The 18,994-nt window shown below is 34.3% G+C and carries 18 protein-coding genes and 1 tRNA gene; 12 read left to right on the top strand and 7 right to left on the bottom strand.

Annotated elements, in window-relative coordinates:
- Positions 1-15: 15 nt before the first annotated feature.
- From N2692_00430 to recA, 5 genes are all read left to right on the top strand, one after another.
- Positions 16-1,626, top strand: a complete 1,611-nt coding sequence (locus N2692_00430) for a hypothetical protein (protein ID MCX8015769.1) — start codon at positions 16-18, stop codon at positions 1,624-1,626.
- A gap of 84 nt (positions 1,627-1,710) precedes the next feature.
- Positions 1,711-2,139, top strand: a complete 429-nt coding sequence (locus tag N2692_00425; protein ID MCX8015768.1) for an Hsp20/alpha crystallin family protein — start codon at positions 1,711-1,713, stop codon at positions 2,137-2,139.
- Positions 2,139-3,230, top strand: coding sequence for a lamin tail domain-containing protein (locus N2692_00420; GenBank protein ID MCX8015767.1), 1,092 nt, complete (start codon positions 2,139-2,141; stop codon positions 3,228-3,230). The genes N2692_00425 and N2692_00420 overlap by 1 nt, the downstream gene beginning before the upstream one ends.
- A gap of 7 nt (positions 3,231-3,237) precedes the next feature.
- A tRNA-Arg gene (locus N2692_00415) sits at positions 3,238-3,309 on the top strand.
- A 96-nt stretch (positions 3,310-3,405) separates the two neighbouring features.
- A complete protein-coding gene (gene recA, locus N2692_00410) occupies positions 3,406-4,437 on the top strand; it encodes a recombinase RecA (GenBank protein MCX8015766.1) in 1,032 nt (343 codons plus the stop codon).
- A gap of 27 nt (positions 4,438-4,464) precedes the next feature.
- Here recA and mltG read toward each other — a convergent pair whose 3' ends face one another.
- From mltG to N2692_00375, 7 genes are read right to left on the bottom strand one after another with little or no spacing between them, the layout of a single operon-like run.
- Positions 4,465-5,496, bottom strand: a complete 1,032-nt coding sequence (gene mltG, locus N2692_00405; GenBank protein ID MCX8015765.1) for an endolytic transglycosylase MltG — start codon at positions 5,494-5,496, stop codon at positions 4,465-4,467.
- 43 nt (positions 5,497-5,539) lie between these two features.
- Positions 5,540-6,637, bottom strand: a complete 1,098-nt coding sequence (gene rodA / locus N2692_00400) for a rod shape-determining protein RodA (GenBank protein MCX8015764.1) — start codon at positions 6,635-6,637, stop codon at positions 5,540-5,542.
- Positions 6,638-6,639: 2 nt separating this feature from the next.
- Positions 6,640-7,452 carry a hypothetical protein gene (locus N2692_00395; GenBank protein MCX8015763.1) on the bottom strand — a complete coding sequence of 271 codons (813 nt, stop codon included), beginning with the start codon at positions 7,450-7,452 and terminating at the stop codon, positions 6,640-6,642.
- A 22-nt stretch (positions 7,453-7,474) separates the two neighbouring features.
- Complete coding sequence (gene mnmA, locus N2692_00390; protein MCX8015762.1) at positions 7,475-8,536, bottom strand: tRNA 2-thiouridine(34) synthase MnmA; 1,062 nt, start codon at positions 8,534-8,536, stop codon at positions 7,475-7,477.
- On the bottom strand, positions 8,537-9,490 hold the full coding sequence (locus N2692_00385) for a hypothetical protein (GenBank protein MCX8015761.1): 954 nt from the start codon (positions 9,488-9,490) through the stop codon (positions 8,537-8,539).
- Entirely contained in the window at positions 9,487-10,359 is an 873-nt protein-coding gene (mutM, locus tag N2692_00380) for a bifunctional DNA-formamidopyrimidine glycosylase/DNA-(apurinic or apyrimidinic site) lyase (protein ID MCX8015760.1), read from the bottom strand. Before mutM ends, N2692_00385 begins: the two co-directional genes overlap by 4 nt.
- Positions 10,360-10,364: 5 nt before the next feature.
- Positions 10,365-10,676 carry a hypothetical protein gene (locus tag N2692_00375; protein ID MCX8015759.1) on the bottom strand — a complete coding sequence of 104 codons (312 nt, stop codon included), beginning with the start codon at positions 10,674-10,676 and terminating at the stop codon, positions 10,365-10,367.
- 99 nt (positions 10,677-10,775) lie between these two features.
- Between N2692_00375 and rpsF the strand changes: the two genes are divergently transcribed.
- From rpsF to N2692_00340, 7 genes are all read left to right on the top strand, one after another.
- The gene (gene rpsF, locus N2692_00370) at positions 10,776-11,225 is read left to right on the top strand and encodes a 30S ribosomal protein S6 (GenBank protein ID MCX8015758.1); all 450 of its coding nucleotides are present in this window, start codon (positions 10,776-10,778) and stop codon (positions 11,223-11,225) included.
- Between the two features lie 31 nt (positions 11,226-11,256).
- A complete protein-coding gene (locus N2692_00365) occupies positions 11,257-11,721 on the top strand; it encodes a single-stranded DNA-binding protein (GenBank protein ID MCX8015757.1) in 465 nt (154 codons plus the stop codon).
- Positions 11,722-11,734: 13 nt separating this feature from the next.
- Positions 11,735-11,932: a 30S ribosomal protein S18 gene (gene rpsR / locus N2692_00360; GenBank protein MCX8015756.1), complete on the top strand. Its 198-nt coding sequence runs from the start codon at positions 11,735-11,737 to the stop codon at positions 11,930-11,932.
- Positions 11,933-11,968: 36 nt separating this feature from the next.
- Positions 11,969-13,267 carry a trypsin-like peptidase domain-containing protein gene (locus N2692_00355; protein ID MCX8015755.1) on the top strand — a complete coding sequence of 433 codons (1,299 nt, stop codon included), beginning with the start codon at positions 11,969-11,971 and terminating at the stop codon, positions 13,265-13,267.
- Positions 13,268-13,271: 4 nt separating this feature from the next.
- Entirely contained in the window at positions 13,272-15,923 is a 2,652-nt protein-coding gene (locus tag N2692_00350) for an AAA family ATPase (protein MCX8015754.1), read from the top strand.
- Positions 15,920-16,633, top strand: a complete 714-nt coding sequence (locus N2692_00345) for a hypothetical protein (protein MCX8015753.1) — start codon at positions 15,920-15,922, stop codon at positions 16,631-16,633. Before N2692_00350 ends, N2692_00345 begins: the two co-directional genes overlap by 4 nt.
- 389 nt (positions 16,634-17,022) lie before the next feature.
- The gene (locus tag N2692_00340; protein ID MCX8015752.1) at positions 17,023-18,885 is read left to right on the top strand and encodes a peptidoglycan-binding protein; all 1,863 of its coding nucleotides are present in this window, start codon (positions 17,023-17,025) and stop codon (positions 18,883-18,885) included.
- The last annotated feature ends 109 nt before the right edge of the window (positions 18,886-18,994 follow it).

Here is an 18,994-nt window from a genome sequence, read left to right as displayed (position 1 = left end):
TACAATAAAACTATTATGTTCAGAAAAAGATTATTACCGTTTTCTTTGTTTGTTGTCTTTTTTGTTTCTATTTTTTTTATTTTTGGTTTTAAAACTTTAGCCTTTAATCAAGTTAATATTTATTTTTTCTGGGGTGATGGTTGTCCTCATTGTGCTGATGAGAAACCATTTTTAGAAAAACTTCAGCAGAAGTACCCAGAAGTTAAAATTTATTCTTTCGAAGTTTGGTATAATGCTAAAAATAGAGAATTATTAATTGAGGCAGGTAAAATTTTAAATCAACAAATTGGAGGAGTACCTTTTACAGTTGTTGGCAATAATGCGCTTGTTGGTTATTTAAACGACGAAACAACCGGTGCTCAAATCGAAAGTTATGTTTTGCAATGTCGCCTTCAGAAATGTGATGATCCGTTGGCTAAATTGATTAATGTTTCTCCTTTTGTGCCAACTTTTACTCCCCAACCTTCGCCCACTCCCACTCCATTTATTACTCCAACAACTCCTGTTTCTGAAGCAGAATTAAAAGCTTATTTTTTCTGGAGTAGTGGTTGTCCTTTATGTAATGCAGAAAAACAATATTTGGAAACATTAAGAACAAAATATCCCAATCTTGAAATTAAAAAATTAGAATTATCCAAAAAAGAAAATTTGGAAATTTTTAAAAAAACACTTGACGAATTGCAAATTGAGAATGCGGCAGTTCCTCTTTTTGTGATTGGTAAAAAATATGTTTTAGGTTGGAAAAATGAATCTGTTACAGGTCCAATTATTGAGGATGCCATTCAATGTGCTATTGAAACTGGTTGCCCTGATATTGTTGGTAATCTAATTTCTTCTATAAATCTTCCAACAAAAGACAGTGTAATTCCTGAGGTTTTGAAATTGCCGTTATTCGGCGAAATTAAAACAAAAAATATTTCATTGCCTCTTTTGACAATTATAATGGGTAGTCTGGATGGTTTTAATCCTTGCGCGATGTGGGTTTTGATATTTTTAATTAGTTTTCTTTTAGGAATGAAAGATAGAAAAAGAATGTGGATTTTAGGCGGAATTTTTCTTTTTATTTCTGGACTAGTTTATTTCTTGTTTATGGCTGCTTGGTTAAAGCTTATTCTTTTTGTTGGTGCGATTTTTTGGGTGCGTTTAGCAATTGCCTTGGTTGCTATTGGCGCAGGTATTTTTTCAATTAGAGAAGTCTTTAAAATTAAGAAACAAAAAGCAATAACGTGTGATGTAACCAATGAAACTCAGAAGAAAAAAATTATTGAACGAATGAAAGAGGCAATTCATAAAAAATCACTTTTATTAGCTATTATTGGTATTATTGCTTTAGCTTTTTCTGTTAATTTAGTAGAGCTCATTTGCTCTGCTGGTTTCCCAGTTGTTTTTACGCAGATTTTAGCTTTAAGCAATCTAAATTCCTGGCAATACTTCTTTTATATGTTAATTTACATTATTCTTTATATGCTTGATGATATAGTTGTTTTTGTTATCGCGATGATTACTTTAAAAATTGCTGCTAAAAACAATAAATATACTCTTTATTCACGCTTAATCGGAGGCATTCTAATGGTTATTATTGGGTTGCTTCTAATATTTAAACCAGCTTGGCTAATGTTTGGTTAATCTTGCAGGGTCTTGACAATTTTGGTATAATATAATATAGGATAAAAATTAAAGGTCGAGTTAAGCTTATATAAAAACAAAAATATGAGCTTAATTCGTTGGAGTCCTTTTAGAGATTTAGAAAAATTTTTTGAAGATGATGACTGGTTTTTGCCAGTTGTTTCAACCTCTTTCTTTAAAGAACCGACAATGGACCTTTATCAAACTGATAAAGAAGTTATTGCTGAATTAAATTTGCCCAACGTTGATCCAGAGAAAGTTGAAGTTTCAGTTAAAGATCAAGTTTTAACTATAAAAGGTTCAACTGAAAGTAAAGAAGAAGAAAAGAAAAAAGATTATTGGCGAAAAGAAATTCGACGCGGTGAATTTGAAAGAATAGTTAGAATTCCTGTTGAGATTGATGAGGACAAGGTTGAGGCAAACTATGAAAAAGGTGTATTAAAAGTTGTAATGCCAAAGAAGTCGCCTTCACGCTCCGAAGAGAAAAAAATTAAAATTAAAAGCAAAGATTAATGCCAAAAACTTTACCCATAGTATTTTTATTAATTGGATTTGGAATAATTCTTTTTGTTTTGGCTAATTTTAGTCCAATAAAGGTTTCATTGCCTGGATTAGAGGGTTTAAAAATTTCTAACCAGTCATCGTGGAAAACAGCCACGCCTTATCCGACTCCTTATACTGGTCCGCGACCCGAAACAGTAATTATTTCTGGTCCAAAAGACTGGGAGGAGATTGCGGATAACAATGTGGCTGTTTTTCAATTTGTAGCAATTTGGAGCGGGGATCAACGGGGATTAGTTTTTGAAACCAAAGTAGATGGTATTGATACAGATTGGCAGGTGAGCAGCAGCAATATCAGAGTAGTCCAATTATTGCCGGGCGAGCGCACTTATTATTTTTATGTCCGAGCAAAAACCAAAGACGGAATTGAAGATTATACTCCAGCGCAGAGAGTTTTTAGAGCAAAACTTTCAGACAAAGCTGGACAGGTAAAGATAGCTTCTGTTTATCCTCAAAATACACCGCAAAAATTGACCTTAGTTAATCGTTCTGGTACAAATATTGATTTGAATGGTTGGACGATAGAAAGTAATTCACGTAGTTACTCAATTGGTAGTGCTGTTAAATTTTTCCGATTAAATTCTAGTTTGATTTGGCAAAATATTATTTTAAATCCTCAAGATTCTTTAATAATAGTGGGAGCGGGCAGTCCGATTGTCGTTAATTTTTATTTGAATCGCTGCTTCGGTTATCTAACAAATTCTTATAATTTTTATAATCTTTTTCGTTTAGATTGCCCGCGGCCATTAGAAAATGACATTTCTTATTTATCAAGCGATTGCCAACGTTATATTAATAATTTAGGAAGGTGCCAAATTCCTACAAGTATTGATGTTAACCGTTTTGTCGGTGATTTTTCTTGTCAGCAATTTTTAAATAGTTATTATGGTTATGATAATTGCGTTAATAAATACCAAAACAATTCAGATTTCTTTCAAAACGAATGGTACGTTTTTGTAAATAACAGTCTAGCGGATAGGAGTCATGACAAAATTATTTTAAAGGATAATAAGGGATTAGTTGTTGACGCTTATCAATACTAATTTTTAAGCCCCTGTAGCTCAACGGATAGAGCAATCCCGTCCTAAGGGAGAGATGTGGGTTCGATTCCTACCAGGGGCACAAAGATTTGTTTATTAAAATTAAATTTAATTTTTTTTGTTTTGTGCTATAATAACATTAGGAAAAATTTAAATGGCCGAATAAAAATTTTTATTTATGGTAAAACAATCAAAGAAAAAAGAAGAAAAAGAAACAATAGATGAAAAAGACGAAATTTTGGAAGCGACAATTAAAGAAATCCAAGCAAAATTCGGAGAAGGCGCAATTATGAAATTGGGAGAAGCGCCAAGGGTAGATGTGGAAGCTATTTCTACTGGTTCGATTTCTTTAGATTTAGCTTTGGGTGTCGGTGGTGTGCCGCGGGGGAGAATCGTTGAGATTTTTGGACCAGAATCGAGCGGTAAAACAACTTTAGCTTTGCATATTGTAGCACAGGCGCAAAAACAAGGAGGAAAGGCAGCTTTTATTGATGCGGAGCATGCGTTGGATCCTGAATATGCTAAAAAAATCGGCGTTAAATTAAATGAACTTTTTATTTCCCAACCTGATAATGGTGAGGAGGCATTAAATATTATGGAACAATTAGTGCGTTCTGGTTCTTTGGATGTAATTGTTGTTGATTCGGTAGCAGCGCTAACTCCTCGAGCGGAAATTGAGGGAGAAATGGGCGCGCAGCATATTGGTCTTCAGGCGCGATTAATGTCGCAAGCTTTAAGAAAAATTACTGCAATTGCCGCCAAAACCAAAACCGTTATTATTTTTATCAATCAAATTCGAATGCAGGTTGGCATTATGTTTGGTAATCCAGAAACAACGCCGGGCGGCCGAGCGTTGAAATTTTATGCCTCTGTTAGATTAGATATTCGCCGGACAGCGCAGGTGAAAAAAGGAGAAGAAATTATTGGTTCCCGAGTCAAAGTAAAAGTGGTAAAGAATAAAGTGGCGCCACCATTTAGGGAGGCAGAATTTGATATTATTTATAATGAAGGTATTTCCAAAGAAGGGGATTTAATTAATACAGGTGTTAAATTCGGTATCATTAATCGTTCTGGTAATTCGTATCTTTACGGCGAGACAAAATTGGGCGTTGGTATTGATAATGCGAAAGAATTTTTAAAACAAAACCCAAAAATTGCTTTAGAAATTGACAAAGCCTTAAGACAGAAAGTTTTAAAAGAAATGAAATAAAAAAATTCCGCCGTTCGGCGGAATTTTTTATTTCAAATACTTAGCTTTTGCTGCATTATGTTCTTTTAAAGTTTTTGAAAAAATTGTATTTCCTGTTTTGGGATCAGATAAATAATACCAATAAGCACTTTCTAATGGATTAAGAACAGCCTCAATGGCATTTAAACCAGGATTATTAATTGGTCCTTTGGGCAATCCTAAATTTTGATAGGTGTTATAAGGTGAAGGAATTTTTAAATCATCTAATGATAATTTTCGGCAATTTTCCGTTTTTAAAATTTCACATTTTATATAAACAATTGTTGCATCAATTTGAAGCGGTATTTGATTATCAAGGCGTTTGATTAATATTCCTGCCACAATTGGCCTATCTTCGGCATGAGGAATTTCTCCTTCAATTAATGAAGCCAAAGCAATAATCTGGTACACATTAAATCGTGATTGTTCAATTTGTTGACGAATACCATCAGTAAGATTTTTTTCTAAGTTATCAAGCATTCGTTTGGCAATAATTTTAGCTGGCGAATTAAGTTTAAAACGATAAGTATCGGGGAAAAGAAATCCTTCCAAAGAATAATTCGCCGGCGCATCCTTTAAAAAGAAATAATCGTTTTGAAAATCAGAGATTTTTAATTTCAAAAGCGATTCATCTTGCGCCAAAACTCCTTCATTTTTTAATTTTTCTTCAATTAGAGAAAGCGTATATCCTTCAGGGATAGTGATGGTTTTTTCATCAACAACGCCAGTTAAAAGCATTTTAGCCACTTCCGAAGCGGGCAATTCATAAGGAATTTGATAAATTCCGGGTTTTAATTTGTTCGCCCAGCCATGAAGCAGAAGATAAAGTTTAAAAGATTTTGAAGATTTGATTAATTGTTGAGCTTCTAAATTTTCGGCAATTTCTTTAAAACCTTCGCCTTTTTGAACAACAAATTCTACTTTTTGGTTTTTCACATCAGCACTTACTATTAGAGGTTTTAATTGATAATTGAAAATAATAATGAAGAGAATTATCCCAACAAGATAAATGCTTGCAACCAGAATTAGGAATTGTTTCATGGCAAAAATTTAAATAAAGAAAAATTTCGAAACGACAAAAAAATTAAAAACTATGAATGCGGCTAATATTTTGAATAATACCCAAAGCGATAAAATTAATCAAGAGATTGGAGCCACCATAACTTAAAAATGGCAAAGGCAAACCAGTGACTGGTAGAAATCCAAGATTAGCCCCGAGATTTATAAAAATCTGAGTGAATAAAATTAAAAGATAACCAAAAATAAAAAGACGGGAAAAATTATTCTCGCTTTTTATAGCAATGCGATATATTTGAAAAATTAACCAACCATAGGCAAAAAACATAATAATTATTCCAAGAATCCCCCACTCTTCCGTGAAAGCCGCAAAAAAGAAATCAGTTTTTGCTTCAGGTAAAAATCTTAATTGAGTTAATAATCCTTGTCCCAATCCTCGACCGAAAAATCCCGCTGAGCCAATAGCAATTTTTGCTTGGATAACACTATATCCACTACCCAAGGGATCGCGAGCTGGGTTTAAAAAAGTAAGAATGCGCTCTTTCTGATAAGGTTTCAAAAAATAATTCCAGCCAAGCAGCGCCAAAATAACAAAAAAGATTACTAAAATCAAAAAATGCTTAAATTTTAAACCAGAAAATAAAAGCATTCCCACCCAGATAACCATAAAAAAGATAGCTGAACCCAAATCGGGTTGAAGGAAAGTTAAAAAAGCGAATAAACCACTATAAATGGCGGTAACCAATAATCTTTGAGGTCGCCAAATTTCAATGTGCCAAATAGCAAAATATCGCGCTAAAAAAATAATCAAAGCTAATTTAGCTAGCTCTACTGGTTGAAAACTAAAAAGTTTAAAATTTAACCAACCTGCCGCTCCTTTAATTCTCGAGCCGAAAACCAAAACAATTATTAAAAGAATCAAGGCGATAAAATAGATGATAGCAACGAAAAAATTTTGAGTATTTAAAACACGGTAATCAAAAAAATTAGCAATGAGATAAAAAACCGCAAAACAAAAAATAAACCAAAATAGCTGTTTTTGAAAAATTTGATAAGGCTTTGCGTCTTGGGAAGATAAACTATAAAGTGTTAACAAGCTTAAAATAGCCAAAATAAACAACGGCAAAATCAGAGAAAAAGAAATTTTACGCAAAGATAAATTCATAATTATTCAAGAGCATCAGTCAGAATTTCAATGTGGAAATAATCCAAATTATTTAATTCGGGGAAGGCCAGTTGCCAAACATAACCAAAAGTGCGTGTATCATAAGCGCCTAAATTAAAAGTTTTTGTTTTAGCTGCATTGATAATTTGGCCGGTTTTGGAGAAAAGCAAAATAATAATATCAACCTCTGAAAAATCTTGATTAGTGTTATTTTTTATCTGAGAAATTAATTCTAAAAATCCCGCTTCGTTTGGTTCCATTTTTCTCAACCTTTTATCAACAACGGTAAATAAATCAGAAGTTTTTCGTGGGCTATAAAACCAGTCGCTAATGTTATATTCAAAATTCACCTCAGCGCGATTGATTTTGTCAGTTGAAATATCAATTTTCTGAGCCAATAAATATTTTGTTGAAAAAGGTAAGATATAGTCATAATCGCTTATTGTTTTTATTTTTTCACCAAAAGCACTGTAGAGAGTAATAGAGTAACGGAATTTAACGCCATATTCCAAATTGCTATTTTTAATTTGAACTAAAACCTCGCTGGTATTAATTGTTTCAGGAATAATTTTTGTTTGGACAACTTCAATTGGTGCGGCATATTTAATGCCGCAAGCTAAACATGGACCGCCACAATCAATTCCTTCCTCTCGGCCATTTTTTACCCCATCAAAGCATGTTGGCTCTGGTTTAATAAAGAAAAGCTTAATTAAAACAAAAAGAAGAATAATCAACAATGGAATAATGACCACAATAATTTTTTTGCGCTTTCTAATTTTTTCTAATTCAATAATTCTTTCTTCAAAATTGCTCATATCTTCATTATAACTAAAAATTTTATTTTATCACTCCTCCGCCAATCAGCTTTTCTTTTTGATAAAATACGGCTGATTGGCCTGGCGTTAAAAATTCAGCCGGCTTTTTAAAGCAGAGCAAGTATTTCCCGTTTCTCTTTAAAAGCGTCGCCGAAAGAGGTCTTGTTCGATAACGGATTTTTACCAAACAAGAAAGAGGCAATTTAATTTTATAAATAACAAAATTAACTTTCTCTAATTCGCATTGGTTATTTTGGAAAAATTTTTTAGCAGAGAAAGGAGCGACAAATAATAAATTTTTTTTACTATTCTTTTTAATGACATAATATGGTTCAGGGCCGGGAATTCGAATGTTTTTTCTCTGGCCAATAGTAAAAAAATGAATCCCTGGATGTTCCCCGATTATTTTATTTTTTGTTACATCAATAATAACGCCATCTCGTCTTTTTAATCTTTTTTCAATAAACCTCTCTAAATTATTAGCAAAACATAAGTCTTGGCTTTCTGAATAATTTTTTTTCAGATTTAATCCCCAAAATTCAGCCATTTTTTTCACTTCATCTTTTTGAAATTCTCCTAAGGGGAAAATAATTCTTTTTAGTAATTTTTGATTAAGTCGCCATAGAAAATATGATTGATCTTTGTTTTTATCCTTTCCTTTTAATAAATAGAAAACACCTTTTTCATTTTTAATGCGGGCATAATGACCTGTTGCTAGAAATTGAGCCTTGATTCTGTTGGCGATTTTAGCAAGCGCTTCAAACTTTACGTAATAGTTGCAATCAATGCAAGGATTGGGCGTTCGGCCCCTCCTCAATTCTTTTAAAAATTGATTAATTGTATAATTCAAAAAAATTTTTTGGGCATTAACGATGATGAGAGGAATATTTAATTTTTTGGCGATTTTTTTAACCAATAACTCACGTTTTTTTAAAATTTCTTTTTTTTCATGCCAGAGTTTTAAATGAACGCCGACAACTTCAAATCCACTTTCTTTTAACAATTTGGCCGCAACGGCACTATCAATGCCGCCCGATAAACCAATCACCACTTTTAAATTTTTACCATTTTTTTTATTCATCATTTATTTAAGATGAGCAATTAATATTTCTAACGCTGTTTGATAATCAAGAACGCCTTTTTTAATTAACCAATCAATTTTGGCTAATTGTTCATAAATTTTAAATAGCGTTTCCTTGGCATTGCGCCACCGCACCAATTTTCTCTTAATTTTGTTTACTACAAAAGTCGGCGCTTCAATATTTTCTGTTTGATGATTCAAAATATAAATAGCAACCCGAACTTGTTTAATAAAATAATTAAAAATTTGACCTTCATCAACTCCGCCCTTCAAGGCTTTTTCTAGATTAAAAAGCATTGCTTTTTTGTTGCCATCGAAAAAATTATCAAAAATAGCGAAAAAATCCGGATTAATTTCGAAACTAGAGATTGATTCCAATTCTTTCAAGGTTATTTTTTCTTTTGAATTAAAAAGAGAGGCTTTTATTAATTCATTGATAAATTGATAGGAATTGGTTTTAAAGTTTTCAAATAAAATTTTTAAAGCCGGCAAATCGATTTTGATGTCATATTTTTTTAGTTGGATTTTTATCCATGGTAAAGCTTCAGAAAAATTTTCAAAAGGTTGAAATTCTTGGTTTTTCGCGTTCTTCTTTAAAAATTTTAATAATTCCTCTTTTTCTTTAGATAATTTTTTAATTTTTTCTTTATCAAAATCAGTTTGGACAATAATGAGATTATTTTCTTTACTATCTTTTAAATTTGAGTGAGTTAAAAAATCGGCAATTTTTTTAAATTCAGGGCTGTTAAATAAGTTATAAGCAATGGCTAATTTTTGAGGCGCAAACATTGAAATACTTTCAAAAAAATTTTTAAATTCATCAAACACATTCTTTTCTTCAAAATCATAAGTATCGAAACCAAGCAAATTAGGATATTTTTGCTGGTAGGAATTTTTTATTTCATCAGATTTTTCTTTAATTCTATAGTCGTCGGTGCCAAACAAAAAATAAATCATAATTTTTGACAATTGGGGCAAAAACAACTGGAGCGACCACCTATTTTTATTCTTTTAATTAATGTCCCACACCGATAACATTTTTGATTTTCGCGACGATAAACGCGGCGAATCTGGTCATAACTGCCTTTTTCTCCTTTGGGGTCGCGATAATCGCTTACTGAAGAGCCGCGGGCTTTAATGGCGGTTTTTAAAACTTCTAGTGTATAATGATAAAGTTTTTTTAATTCTTCATCCGTTAAAGATGCGGTAGTTCTTAAAGGATGAATTTTAGCCCACCACAAAATTTCATCAGAATAGATATTGCCAATGCCCGCAATAACTTTTTGTTCCATCAGCACTTGTTTAATTTTTCCTCGCTGTTTCTTTATCGCTTTTTTAAATGTTTCAAAATCAAAATTTTTATCCAATGGGTCAGGCCCAATTTCTTTTATTTCTTTTAAATTTTCAATTTCATCCGTTTTGGCTAAGATAATTTTGGCGAATTTACGCAAATCCGAAAGAGCTAGTTGATAGTTATTATCTAAATAAAAAACAACATGAATAAAATTATTCATCGGATCTTCTAAGGCGCCATGAATCAAGGGAATGGCTTTATTTTTTTGAATACTCCACTTTCCATATAAAAGATGGCCAGTTAACTTTTGGTGAATTAATAAAGTAAGGTCATTTGATAAATCAATAAGAATGTTTTTTCCTCGACGACGGATATTTTTAATTAAAAGGCCTTTAACCTGTTTTTTAAAAATTTCAAAATCTGGTTGTTTAATAAGTTTTTTGGTATCAGTCCAAACATCAACAATTCTTCTTTTAAGAAGGATTTTTTTCAAATCATTAACAATTGTTTCAACTTCGGGCAGTTCCGGCATATTAGTTAAAAATCCTGATAAACTTCAATATCTCCGCTTTTTTCAATTTGTTTATTTTCATAAGCGGCGCCAACGCGGCGATAAAACTCATCGGCGATATTATGAAAAAGACCAACAAGCGCAGCAATTAACCAATATCGCATTTGACCAAAAAGTTTTTTGACGGTTTTTAATGCGATGGTGGTAAAAGTGTAATTTAAAATTCCAACAAAAGCAATTTTTGGATCGTCTTTTTGAGCTTCATCAGCAATTTTTTCCACCAAAGCATCAATTTCACCCTCTAAATTTTTTCTAATTTCGGGTTTTATATATGGCATATAAAAAATAAATTACGCGACCACTTTAAGCATAACTAAAAAATAGGAGATTTTCAATTTTTATTTGACAATTCCGAAATTTGAATTAAACTATTCAGTATGAATAAAAAGGTTTATGAGATTGGTTGCCTTTTGAGCGGCCGATTGACCGAAGCCGAACTCAGCGGTCAAATTGAAAAGATAAAAAATGCTTTTCAATCCGTCGGCGCTCAGCTTCTTAAAGAAGCAGAGTTCAATAAAATCAATTTATCCTATCCCATCAAAAAAGAAACCGAAGCATATTTTGGTTATTTTTGGTTTGAGTTAGAGCCTGATAAATTGGCGGATTTTAAAGAACAATTATCGTATGAAAAAAATATTTTGCGCTATTTAATTGTGACTCCTCCGCCAAAATATAAGAAACTAACAAGTCAACCAAAATTAGCCAAAGAATCCAAAAGCGCGCCTCAACCAATAAGCGAAATCGCCGCTGCTTCAGAAGAGAAAAAACCAGAGCCAGATTTTGAGAAATTAGAAGAAAAATTGGAAGAAATTCAAAAATTGGTATAATAATTAAGAAAGGTCTTTTAGTTTCAAAAATATGAATTTTAATAGAGTATTTATTTTAGGCAATTTAACTCGCGATCCCGAATTAAGAACCACGCCAAGCGGCCAGAGTGTTGCTACATTTGGCGTGGCTACCAATCGCATCTGGACTGATAAAAATGGACAGAGACAAAGTGAAGTTGAATTCCATAATATTGTTGTTTGGGGCAAATTAGCTGAAACAGCCAGCCGTTATTTAACTAAAGGCAAACTAGTTTTTATTGAGGGTCGACTAAAAACCAGAAATTGGACTGACCAAAATGGCGTTCGTCATTCGCGGACAGAAATTATTGCTCAGAATTTTCAATTGGGACCGCGCTCAACTTCTTCTGCCGCCAATGTTCCAGCTTCTGAAGGTGTTGATATAGAACCGCCAGCCAATTTGGATGAAGTAAATATTGAATCAGATATTCCGATTGTTTCCGAAGATGAAATTTCCGCTGACGACTTGCCATTTTAATTGATAAAATAATATGAAACAATGTTTTTTTTGTAGTCAAAACGTAGATGAGGTAGATTACAAGGATGTAACGCTTTTGCCGCGTTTTATGTCTTTTCAGGCTAAAATTTTACCAGCTAAAAAAACTGGTTTATGCCGCAAACATCAAAAAAGATTGTCAAAAGCCATTAAACGCGCTAGATATCTTGGTTTAATTAAATACATTCCTTAATTTGCCGATATTTTTTTCTATTCGTATAATCAAACTATGAAGTTCAACACCAAATTTTTGATTTCGGTTATTATTTTAAGCAGTTTAGTTGGTGCTGTTGTTGGAGTTTTGTTTTCGCATCAAATTGCTTATTCGAGTTCTAATTTTACAGCCAGCATTTTTGATAATCTTAAAAACTTAATCCCGAAAAATTTAATTCCCCAAAACTGGTTTGAAAAAGCAACGCCTACGCCCGCACCAACACCAGCGTTTTATGAACCAGATTTAGCCTATGAGCAAAGAATTATTGATATCGTTGAACAATCGGCTAATGCAGTAGTGAGTATCATTGTTTCTAAAGATGTTCCAATTTTTGAGCAATATTATACCAATCCTTTTGGTAATTTGCCCCAAGATTGGCAGGAATTTTTCGGACCATTTTTCCAATTTAATATTCCTCAATATCGTCAAAAAGGCACAGAGAAAAAAGAAATCGGTGGCGGCACTGGTTTTATTATTTCGTCTGATGGTTTGATTTTAACAAATAAGCACGTGGTTAATGACAAAGATGCTAGTTATACTGTTTATCTTAATAATGGTACAAAATATGACGCTAAAGTTTTAGCGCTTGACCCTATTGATGATATTGCTTTGATAAAAATTGAAGCGCAAAATCTCAAAACTTTAAAACTAGGGGATTCTGATGGCATTAAAGTTGGCCAAACGGTAATTGCTATCGGAAACGCTTTGGGTGAATTTCGAAATACAGTTTCGGTGGGTGTTGTTTCAGGTTTATCGCGCTCAGTAATGGCTTCTGACGCTTATGGCAATATTGAATCTATTGATAATGTTATTCAAACTGACGCGGCGATTAATTTAGGCAATTCAGGTGGCCCATTAATTAATTTGAAAGGTGAAGTAATTGGTATTAACACTGCTATTGCTTCTGGCGCTGAAAATATCGGTTTTGCTATTCCGATTAATCGCGCTAAAAAAGCCCTTGAATCTTATCAAAAATTTGGGAAAATTACCGCGCCGTTTATTGGCATAAAATACACAATTGTTAATTCCGCTATTCAAAAACAAAATAATTTGTCGGTTGATTATGGCGCTTGGATTAATAGCGGGTCCAGCAAAGAATCAGCAATTATCTCCGGCTCGCCAGCGGAAAAAGCTGGGCTTAAAGAAGGTGATATTATTTTAGAATTTAATGGCGAAAAAATTACCGCCACTAATACTTTAACTGCCATTTTGAAAAAATATAAAGTTGGTGATAAAGTTAATTTGAAAGTTTTGCGGGATAAACAAGAAATCAATATAGAATTAATTTTAGGAGAACGTCCGGATAACTTTTAATAATATGCCATTTAACCGTTTTACATTAAAAGCTCAAGAAGCATTACAAGCCGCTCAAGAATTGGCCGTGAGTAAAAATCAAGGCGAGCTTAAACCAATCCATCTATTTTACACTTTGGTAGTTCAGGAGGGCGGAGTAGTGCCAATGATTTTATCGCGTTTGGGTGTTAATTTAAACGCTTTAGCCAATTTTTTAGAGGCAGAAATCAATCGTTTGCCGAAATTATTTGTCGTTAACGCTAATGTTGGACAGCTTTATCTTTCGCAAGATTTAATTAAAGTTTTGGATCGTTCAGCCAAAGAGGCTGCTGAATTAAAAGATGAATTTGTTTCTTGTGAACATTTGTTTCTCGGTTTAATTGAAATGGCAACCGACCTGAAGTTAGTTTTTTCCAAATTTAATATCAGCCGAGAAAATATTTTGAAAGCCCTCAAAGAAATTCGCGGCAGCCAAAGAGTGACTGATGAAACTCCCGAAAACAAATTTCAAGTTTTAGAAAAATATGCGGTGAATTTAACTCAATTAGCGCGCGAGCAGAAATTAGACCCAGTAATTGGCCGAGAAGATGAGCTTTATCGAGTTATTCAAATTTTGTCGCGCCGAACTAAAAATAATCCAATGCTTATTGGTGAGCCAGGCGTTGGGAAAACAGCTATTGTTGAGGGATTAGCACAAAAAATTGTTAATGGTGAAGTGCCAGAAAGTTTGAAAAATAAAGAAATTATTTCCTTGGATTTGCCTGGCATGGTTGCTGGTACAAAATTCCGCGGTGAATTTGAAGAGCGTCTCAAAGCTTTTATTAAAGAAATTAAAGCTGCCGAAGGAAAATATATTCTTTTTATTGATGAAATTCATATGATTGTCGGCGCTGGCGCTGCGGAAGGCGCGATTGATGCTTCTAATGTTTTAAAACCACCTCTTGCTCGCGGCGAATTGCGCGCTATTGGCGCTACAACTTTGAAAGATTATCAACGTCACATTGAAAAAGACCCAGCTTTGGAAAGAAGGTTCCAACCAGTATTGGTTGAGGAGCCGTCCATTGAAGAAGCGATTGCTATTTTAAGAGGTATAAAAGAAAAATACGAATCGCACCATGGCATTAAAATTACTGATAATGCTTTAGTTGCTGCTGTTAATCTATCAGCGCGTTATATCACTGATCGTTTTTTGCCTGATAAAGCCATTGATTTGATTGATGAAGCAGCGGCCGCGCGTCGTTTAGAGTTAGACAGCACCCCGCCAGAGTTAGAAGCTATTAAAAGAAAAATGCTTAATTTAGAAATTGAAAAGCAGGCGTTGAAAAAAGAAAAAAATCAAAGCGCCCGCCTTAAAAAAATTGAAGCAGAGTTAAAAAAACTTAAAGAAGAATTTAAAAAAGCCAATAATAAATGGAGTGGCAATAGAAAAATTATTGAGGAAGTTCATACTCTTCGCAAAAAAATAGATGATTTGAAAAAAGAGAAAGAAATTGCCGAATTGCAGGGCGATTTAGAAAAAGTCGCTCGCCTGATTTATGGTGAAATTCCCCAAACCGAAAAGAAATTGGAGGAGCTGGAGAAAAAAATCAAAGCCAACAAACAAAAATTATTTAAGGAGCAAATTGATGAAGAAGACATTGCCAAGGTTGTTTCCCAATGGACTGGTATTCCTGTCAGTAAAATGCTTGAAAGCGAAGCGGAGAAATTAAATAAAATAGAAGAAGCGCTTCATCAAAGAATAGTAGGACAAGAGGAGGCAATTAAGGCAGTGGCAAATGCCATTCGTCGCGGTCGCGCTGGTTTAGCCGAAGAAGACAAACCCATCGGCTCTTTTATGTTTTTGGGTCCGACTGGCGTTGGTAAAACTGAATTGGCGCGAGCTCTGGCTGAATTTATGTTCAATGATGAAAAAGCAATGATTAGAATTGATATGAGTGAATATATGGAAAAGCATACAGTCAGTCGTTTGATTGGTTCACCGCCCGGTTATGTCGGCTATGAAGAAGGCGGGCAATTAACCGAATTAATAAAACATCGACCTTATAGCTTAATTTTGTTTGATGAAATTGAAAAAGCTCATCCAGAAGTATTCAATATTCTTCTTCAAATTCTAGACAATGGCCGATTAACTGACGCCAAAGGAAGGACGGTTAATTTCAAAAACACCATCATTATTATGACTTCTAATGTTGGTAGCCAGTATTTAGAGCAGATGTCTGAACTGGGTTTTAAAACCGATAATGGGGAAAGCAAAGAAACCCTCGAAACCAAAAGTCTAAAAGAGAAAATACGATTAGCTCTTAAAGAAAGATTTCGCCCCGAATTTTTAAATCGCATTGACGAAATTATTATTTTCAACCCATTAACTCAAAAAGATATTGAGCAGATTGTGGAAATTCAATTAAAAAATGTTAGTAAGCGATTAGAACAAAAAGATATTAAATTAGAAATTTCATCTGAAGTAAAGACTTATTTGGCTAAAGAAGGTTTTAGCCCTGAATTCGGCGCTCGAGAATTAAAACGTGTTATCCAGCGCCTTATTTTAGACCCTTTGGCTTCCAAAATTGTTTCAAACGAAATTTCAGCTGGAGATAAAATTAAAATCACCCTTTCTTCCAACAACCAAATCAATTTTTTGGGCGTCGGCCATAAATCCAAAGTTCCCAAGAAAAAATGATATCCTTTATTTTCAGCTTTTTATCATCAGTAATTTATTTATGGAAAAATTTCTCTTATTTTTGGCTAGTTTTTGCCATTCTATTTTTCTTTTATTATCTTTTTGAGCGATTAAAAACAGAAGAAAGCTCCTTCAAACAAAACTTTTTTAGAATTTGGCCTCTTTTTTTGGTTTTTATTCTTTTTTTGATTGTTCCCCAGGTTTTTCAGTGGACAAATATCACCAGCCAGATATTTATTATTATCGGCTATTTAGTTCTTTACCCACTAATTATTTTCTATAAACGTTTTATGCAATCGCCAGATTTTTTTCGCATTTTTTCGCCGATTGTTTTTGGCGCGATGGCTTATTTTTTCTTCCGCTCCAATCTTTTTGAAAATTTCTTTTTCAAACAATTATTATTCTTTTTAGCGCTTTACCTTTATTTAGAAAGTTATCGCTATCTTTTTGAATTGCAAAATCAAAATCGTTCTTTGATAGCGTTGGTTCCAGCTTTTGTGCTTTTGGAGTTTCTTTGGGTTTTAAATTTTTTGCCCATTAATTTTTTGAGTTTAGCTGGCGTCTGGTTGATTTTGTTTATTTTGGCCAACGAAACAATGCTTTTAACCATTCAAAACCTCTTTAATTTTAAGCATTTTTTGCCAGAAGTGATTTTTTCGGCCATTTTAATTAGTTTAATCCTAACCAGCAGCACTTGGCAGATGCTTTAAGGGGGAAATGTAACCTTTTCCTTTGTTTTTCGTTTTATTATATGAATACCCAGCAAATGACTATATTTTTGAAAATGCTTGATTCTTTTATCAAAATTGATTAAAATATAAAATAGCGCTTTTAGCGTTAGGTTTTTGTTATATTCGCTCTTTTCAAATAAAAAATAGTTCATAGAGGTAAGATTATTAAGAGAGTAATTTTACCTCTGCGAACTAAAGTTCGCAGACTTGCGTCAAGCAAGTTAAAAAATAGCCTTCTTTAATTCAAGCTTCTCCATTTGGAGAGGCGGGTCGATTGAGTTAAAGAATGCGCTATAACTAACAAAATCGACCTTAAGAAATCTTTTAGATTCCTTTTGGTCGAGAATTAAAAGGTCCTTTTAATTCCTATGAAAAATAAAGTTATTGCAATCGCCTTAGCCTTAACAACTTTGGCTTGGGTTGCTCCAATTAACGGCGCAACCGTTGAAGAGCTTCAAGCTCAAATCAACGCCTTGCTCCAACAAATTGCTCAACTTCAAGCTCAGTTGGCAGCTCAAGGCGGATCAACTGCAACTGGTTGCTTCACCAAGACCCTTCAAAAGGGTATGAGCGATCCAGAAGTAACCACTTTGCAGCAAGTCTTGAAGACTGACTCTTCAATTTATCCTGAAGGTTTAGTTACTGGCTACTTTGGTTCATTAACCGAAGCAGCTGTGAAAAAATTCCAAGCTAAATACGGTTTGGATCAGGTTGGTATTGTTGGCCCAGCAACAAGAGCTAAATTAAATTCGCTCTATTGTGGTACTGCTCAACAGACCACTACTACTGCTCCAACAACCACTCCAACCACCGCTGCTTACGGCAATTTATCAATCAACAAAGTACCAGTTGCTAATCCAGCTTATACCTATTACGCTGGTGGAACCTATGAACTTTTTGCCGGCGAATTCAAAGCCACTGGTTCTGATATTACTGTCCGCAAAATCGGCATTGATATCACTACCAGCTCCAATATGTTGCCCTGGCAGAAGTTCTCCACAATTTCTTTGTGGGAAGGTTCAACCAAATTAGCTGAATTAGTTGTTAATCAAGCCAACTTGATTGAGAATGTTTTCGCTAGCAACTACACCTTAAATGTTGCTGGTTTGAACTGGGTTATTCCTAATGGCCAAAAGAAAACTTTAACTGTCAAAGCTACTTTGTTGCCAACCTTAACAACTAGTGCTTTGGCTGCTAGCTTTACAGTGGCAATGAACAGCAGTACTGTTTACACTGATACAGCTGGTGTGGTTTACACCACTTTGGATGTCACTAGCAAGAATTTGTCAGCGACAATTGGTACTGTTGGCGAAGCTGACAGAGCCAATCTCATTGTTTCTTTAGCCACTGATAATCCAGTCAAAAGCAATGTGATTGCTTCAACCAGCAATACCACAGCAGTGACCTTGCTTAAGTTCACTGTTAAAAACGACAGCAATGTCAGCGCTACTTTAAATCGCGCGACAACCACTGTTGTAGTACAGAATACAACTACAACTTCTTATGTAACCGCTGTTGAGTTGTGGGATGGCAGCACTCGCGTTCAAACCGCTGCTCCTACTTGGACCACAACCAATGGTGCTGTAAGCTGGGAAAACTTCACTTTACCTATTGCTGCTAACACCACCAAGACCTTAATTGTTAAAGCCATTATTGCTTCAATTCCGACAACTGACACAACTTTTGTTGCTGGCAGTTATGTGAAAGCAAGCAATGTTTGGTTGCAGGGTCTTGATGCCAACTCCAATATCGTTGGCAGCACTTACACTTTGGCTGGCAATGAACAATACGTCTTTGTCAAAGCCCCAGTGTTTGCTTTGGGAACAACCAGCTTTACAGCTGCTGGTAGCGCTGATCATCCTCAAAGCATTGGTAATGCGAAAATTACCTTAGGTATTACCGCTTACAACAACGATATTTATATTGACAAAACAAGCGCTAATACTTACGGAACATTAGTTGCTGGTACAACTTCTGCTTCTACAGCTTACAACTTTACTTGTACAACCAATGCTACCGAAGAGGGTAATTATTACCGCATTAGCGCTGGTTCAACCGCCACTTGTGAGTTGAGCGCCGTTATTCAATTAAGCACTTCAACTCAAAATGGCTTCTTCCAAGTTGGTGTTGGTAAAATCACTTGGAATACTAGCGCTACAACTACCAATGATGTTGAACAGACTTGGGGTTGGGATAACTTCAAGACTGGTTCACTCTACTTGTCTTACTAACACCCTTTCCTTGAGGGGTTGGCTGGGTTAATCCCAGCTTTGGCTGCTCCCGCCTTTCGGCGGGAGCAGTTTTTTATTTATAATTTCTGGCGATTATTAACTAATAAAA

The organism is Patescibacteria group bacterium, from assembly GCA_026415775.1.
Lineage (GTDB): Bacteria > Patescibacteriota > Minisyncoccia > UBA6257 > JAAZHW01 > SKW32.
This window is presented reverse-complemented; position numbering and strand designations above follow the sequence as displayed.